Here is a 4,851-nt window from a genome sequence, read left to right on the forward strand (position 1 = left end):
TGCCATGGGCGTTTGCGGCGCGACCGGCGTCGCCGAGGCCGGCGCTGCAGCGTTCATCGCCACCGGCGCCACCCAGGCCGAGGGCACGGCCACCGGCGCGGCCGCCACGCGCTGGGGCTGCTGCGGCGGCGGCGCCGGCGAGGCCGAGGCATAGGCCGTCCCCGCATCGCGCCGCCATGCGCCCGTGCGGATGTCCTCGTTCGTGATGCGCTCGATCTCCACCGGCGCCACGTCGCGCAGCAGGTCGAGCTTGAGCGCCGCCGTGTAGCTCAGGTCGATGATGCGGCCGTCGACAAAAGGCCCGCGGTCGTTCACCCGCACGATCACCTCGCGCCCGTTGGCCGGGTTGCGCACCCGCACGTAGCTGGGCAGCGGCAGCGTCTTGTGCGCGGCCGTCATGGCGTACATGTCGTAGGGCTCGCCGCTCGCGGTCGAGGCGCTGTGGAACTTGCGGCCGTACCACGAGGCAATGCCCGATTCGCGGAACGGCCGGTCGTCGGTGATCGGCTGGTAGGCCCGGCCCAGCACCGTGTAGGGCTTGCTGGTGCCGCCGTTGCCGCGGATGGCTTCGATGCGAGGCTCGGCATCGGGCACGCGGTCCAGGTCGGACGGGATGTTGCTGCCCGGGCCGTCGCGGCCGCTCAGTGCGCCGCCGCCGCTGCGCGTGCCGCTCGCGMAGCCCGCGAGAAGGACGGCGACGGCCACCGCGCAGGCGGCCAGCGCAGGGGTGGAAAAGGAGAGTGCGCGCTCAGCCAAATACCGCCTTCCATAGCGCCAGCATGGCGTCGCGCTCGGCGGCCAGTGCGGGCGGGGTGACCTGGGTCGGTTCTTCGTTGAGGCGCGCGCGGTGCTGCACGCGGCGCAGCTCGCGGTAGGCCGCGGCGGCGTTGCGGCCAACGCCGGCGGGCAGCAGGCCGGCTTCTTCCGCGCGCAGCAGCAGCGCGATGTTGCCGACGTTGGGAATCAGCTCCGGATGCTCGCCCGAGGCCGACAGCACCAGGAACTGCACCGCGAACTCGGCATCCACCATGCCGCCGGGGCTGTGCTTGACGTCGAAGCGATCGGCCTTCACCGGCCGCGCGCCGCGCAGCTTGTTGCGCATGGCGATGATCTCGGCCTTGAGCGCCTCGCGGTCGCGCGGCGCCACCAGCACGGCCTCGCGCACCTGGTCGAAGCGCGTGCCGAGCTCGGTGCTGCCGAGCACGAAGCGCGCGCGCGTCATGGCCTGGTGCTCCCAGGTCCATGCGGTGTTGCTGCCGCGTCCGAGCTGGTAGCGCTCGTAGGCTTCGAAACTCGTGGTCAGCAGGCCCGAATTGCCGTTCGGCCGCAGGGCGGTGTCGATCTCGAACAGGTCGCCTTCGCGCGTCTTCACGGTGAGCCAGTTGATCAGCTTGCGCACGTAGGCTGCATAGACCTCGCCTGCGCGCTCGTCGTCGTCCTCGTAGACGAACACGATGTCGAGGTCGCTGCCGTAGCCCAGCTCCTTTCCGCCGAGCTTGCCGTAGCCGATGATCGCGAACTGCGGCAGCTCGCGGTGCCTGTTGCGCACGTGCGGCCAGCACCAATGGGCGGTGACGCGCAGCGTGATGTCGGCCAGCGCGCTCAGGTCGTCGGCCACCTGCTCCACCGTGAGCCGCCCGTCCACGTCGCGCGCCAGCGTGCGGAACACCTCGGCGTGGTGGGCGTGGCGCAGCAGGTTCAGCAGGCGCTCCTCGTCGGCTTCGCCGGTGCGGCTGAGCGAGGCGTGGCGCGCCTCGAGCTCGCGCTCGAACTCGGCGGCCATGAAACGGCCCGAGAGCATTTCGTCGCTTGCGAGCTCGTCGATCACGCCCGGATGCTGCATCAGGTAGCGCGCCGGCCACTTCGCCGCGCCCAAAAGCCGCAGCAGCCGTTCCTGCACCGCGGGCCGCTCGACCAGCAGCGCCAGGTAGCTTTCGCGCCGCAGGAGCGGCTCGATCCAGTCGGCCCAGCGCAGGGCGGCATCGACATGGCGCAGCGTCTGGCCGGGGCCGTCGCCGTCGGGTTCCTTCAGCCATTGCCCGGTGCGCTGCACCAGCTGGCGCAGCCGTGCGCGCGTTTCCTCGCGCAGCGCCAGCACGCGGGGCTGCTCGCACCAGTTGCGGATGCGGTCGGCAAAGGCCGGTGGCAGGTCGCCGAGCAGGTCGGCCAGGTCGGTGGGGGCGGCAGCCTTCTTGCCGTTGCACTTGCCGTTGCAGGGCTTCTCGCCGCCGAGCAGCTTGTCGAACTCCTGCGCCACGAATTCGCGGTGCGTGTCGAGCTGCTCGAGGAAGGGGCAGCAGCCGGCGTAGCCCATGGTCTGCGCGATCCAGCGCAGGTCGTCGTCAGCCACCGGCAGCACGTGGGTCTGCTGGTCGTCCAGGTACTGGATGCGGTGCTCCACGCGGCGCAGGAATTCGTAGGCCGCAGCCAGCGTGTCGGCGGTTTCCTGCGGCATCAGGCCGGCGCGCGCGAGCCGCTGCAGGGCGTCGAGCGTGGGGCGGGTGCGCAGCTCAGGGAACTGGCCGCCGCGCACCACCTGCAGCAGCTGCACGGTGAATTCGATCTCGCGGATGCCGCCGCGCGAGAGCTTGACGTCGTTGGCGCGCTCGGGCCGCCCCGCGCTGCGCCGGGCCGACTGCTCGCGGATCTGCCGGTGCAGCGTGCGCAGCGAATCGAACACGCTGTAGTCCAGGTAGCGGCGGAACACGAAGGGCAGCACGGTGGCGCGCAGGCCCTGCGCAAGGCCGTCCGCAACGATGTCGCGCGGCGCGACCACCCGGCTCTTCATCCAGGCAAAGCGCTCCCACTCGCGGCCCTGCACCTGGAAATATTCCTCGAGCGCATCGAGCGACACCACGCTGGGCCCGGAGTTGCCGTTCGGCCGCAGCGCAAGATCGACGCGGAACACGAAGCCGTGCTCGGTGACGTCGCCCACCAGCGCATAGATGCGCTTCACGGCGCGCGAGAAATACTCCTGGTTGGAGAGGCGGCCGCGGCCGTCGGCATCGCCGCGGGTCTCGCCGTCCAGGTCGTACAGGTAGATCAGGTCGATGTCGCTCGACACATTGAGCTCGCGCGCGCCGAGCTTGCCCATGCCCACCACCCAGAGCTGCGCGCGCTGGCCTTCGGGGCCGAGCGGCGCGCCATGCACCGCGTCGAGTTCCTGGCAGGCGTCGCGGCAGGCGACGTCGAGCGCGAATTCCGCGAGCTCGGTCACGGCGGTGGTCACCACGGCCAGCGGCGCGTTGGCGTCGCAATCGAGGGTGACCAGGCGTTCCATCACGAGCTGCCGCACAATGCGCAGCGCATCGCCGACGCCGTCCCCGCGTTCGCGCAGTGCCTCGTAGGCCTTTGACATCGACTCGCGCCGCGGCGCGCCAGGGGAAAGCAATGCAAGCTCGGCCGCATACCTGCGGCGCAGGCGCTGGACGAAGCGCGAATAGGAAGAGAACGCGACCTCGGTCGCTTCTGTCGATGGCGTGGCTGGCAACTGGTTCACACTGGTGTTGGTTTCCGTGGAACCCCTCTGAATGCTGGCGGTCATAATTCCGGACACAGCGCGATCCTCAATGAACGACACGGCGTCTTCCCCTTCACGTCTGCTCAAGATCACCGCTGCGACGGCGCGCTGGCTGCTGGGTTTACTGATCGCTGCATGGCTTCTGCTGGCACTGTCAGTGGTTGTCCTACACGCGTGGATTGTGCCGCGAATCGGCGATTACCGTGGCGCGCTCGAGGCACAAGCCAGCAAGGCCATCGGGGTACCCGTGCGCATCGGGTCGATCACGGCGCGTTCCGATAGTCTCTTTCCCGCCTTCGAATTGCGCGACGTGGTCCTGCACGACGCCCAGAAGCGGGAAGCCCTGCGCCTCGTGCGGGTGGTGGCCAGCGTGTCGCCGCGCTCGCTGTGGCGCCTCAATTTCGAGCAGCTCTACATCGAAGGGCCGCAGCTCGACGTGCGCCGCGACGTGCTCGGCAAGCTGCACGTAGCGGGCCTGCACATGGACACCGACACCACCGGAGAGACCCGCGCCGCGGACTGGTTTTTCGCCCAGCGCGAGCTGGTGGTCGAGGGCGGCACCGTGCGCTGGACCGACGAGCAGCGCCAGGCCGAGCCCCTGCTGTTGACCGACGTGCGCTTTGTGGCGCGCAACACGGCCCGGCGCCACGGCCTCAGGCTCGACGCCACGCCGCCGGTCGGCTGGGGCGAGCGCTTCACGCTGCGCGGGCAGTTCCGCCAGCCGCTGCTGTCGGTGCGCTCGGGCCGCTGGCAGACCTGGGACGGCCAGGTCTATGCCGACCTGCCCTACATGGACGTCACGCGCCTGGGCCGCTATGTCTCCCTTGACGCCCGCATCCGCGAAGGCAGCGGCGCGCTGCGCCTGTGGGCCGACGTGAAGCGGGGCCAAATCGTGGGCGGCGCGGCCGACCTCGGGCTCGACCGCATCGACGCCTCGCTGGGCCGGGGCCTGCAGCCGCTGGTGCTGCGCGCGGTGACCGGGCGGCTGGCCGGCCAGCTGGACGAGGAAAAGCTCGAGTTCTCGACCGCCGCCCTGCAGTTCGACACTGCCGACGGCATGCGCTGGCCCGGCGGCAACCTGTGGCTGCAGCATTCGCCCGCGCGCGGCCGCACGCCGGAGCAGGGCGCCTTGCGCGCCGACCGGCTCGACCTGGCCGCGCTGGCCCTCATTGCCGACCGGCTGCCGCTCGGCGATGCCACGCACCGCGTGCTCGACGCCTATGCGCCGCGCGGGCTGGTCGAGCGCATCGACCTGAACTGGYAAGGCTCGCTGGGCGCCCCTGAGCGCTACCAGGCCAAGGGGCGGGTCAGCGGCCTGCGCGTCGCCTCGC

At 70.8% G+C, this 4,851-nt stretch carries 3 protein-coding genes; 1 reads left to right on the forward strand and 2 read right to left on the reverse strand.

Going from position 1 to position 4,851, the window contains the following annotated elements; genetic code table 11:
- Positions 1-756: septal ring lytic transglycosylase RlpA family protein (locus AC1DOC_RS19300; RefSeq protein WP_478130301.1), on the reverse strand; the 756-nt coding region annotated here is incomplete at its 3' end.
- Complete coding sequence (glnE, locus tag AC1DOC_RS19305; protein WP_478080536.1) at positions 749-3,544, reverse strand: bifunctional [glutamate--ammonia ligase]-adenylyl-L-tyrosine phosphorylase/[glutamate--ammonia-ligase] adenylyltransferase; 2,796 nt, start codon at positions 3,542-3,544, stop codon at positions 749-751. The genes AC1DOC_RS19300 and glnE, both read right to left, overlap by 8 nt.
- 25 nt (positions 3,545-3,569) lie before the next feature.
- On the opposite strand from glnE, the gene AC1DOC_RS19310 reads away from it, so the two are divergent.
- A partial coding sequence (locus tag AC1DOC_RS19310; protein ID WP_478130302.1) for a YhdP family phospholipid transporter occupies positions 3,570-4,851 on the forward strand: 1,282 nt, incomplete at its 3' end.

Source organism: Variovorax sp. 01T439_2, from assembly GCF_056398445.1.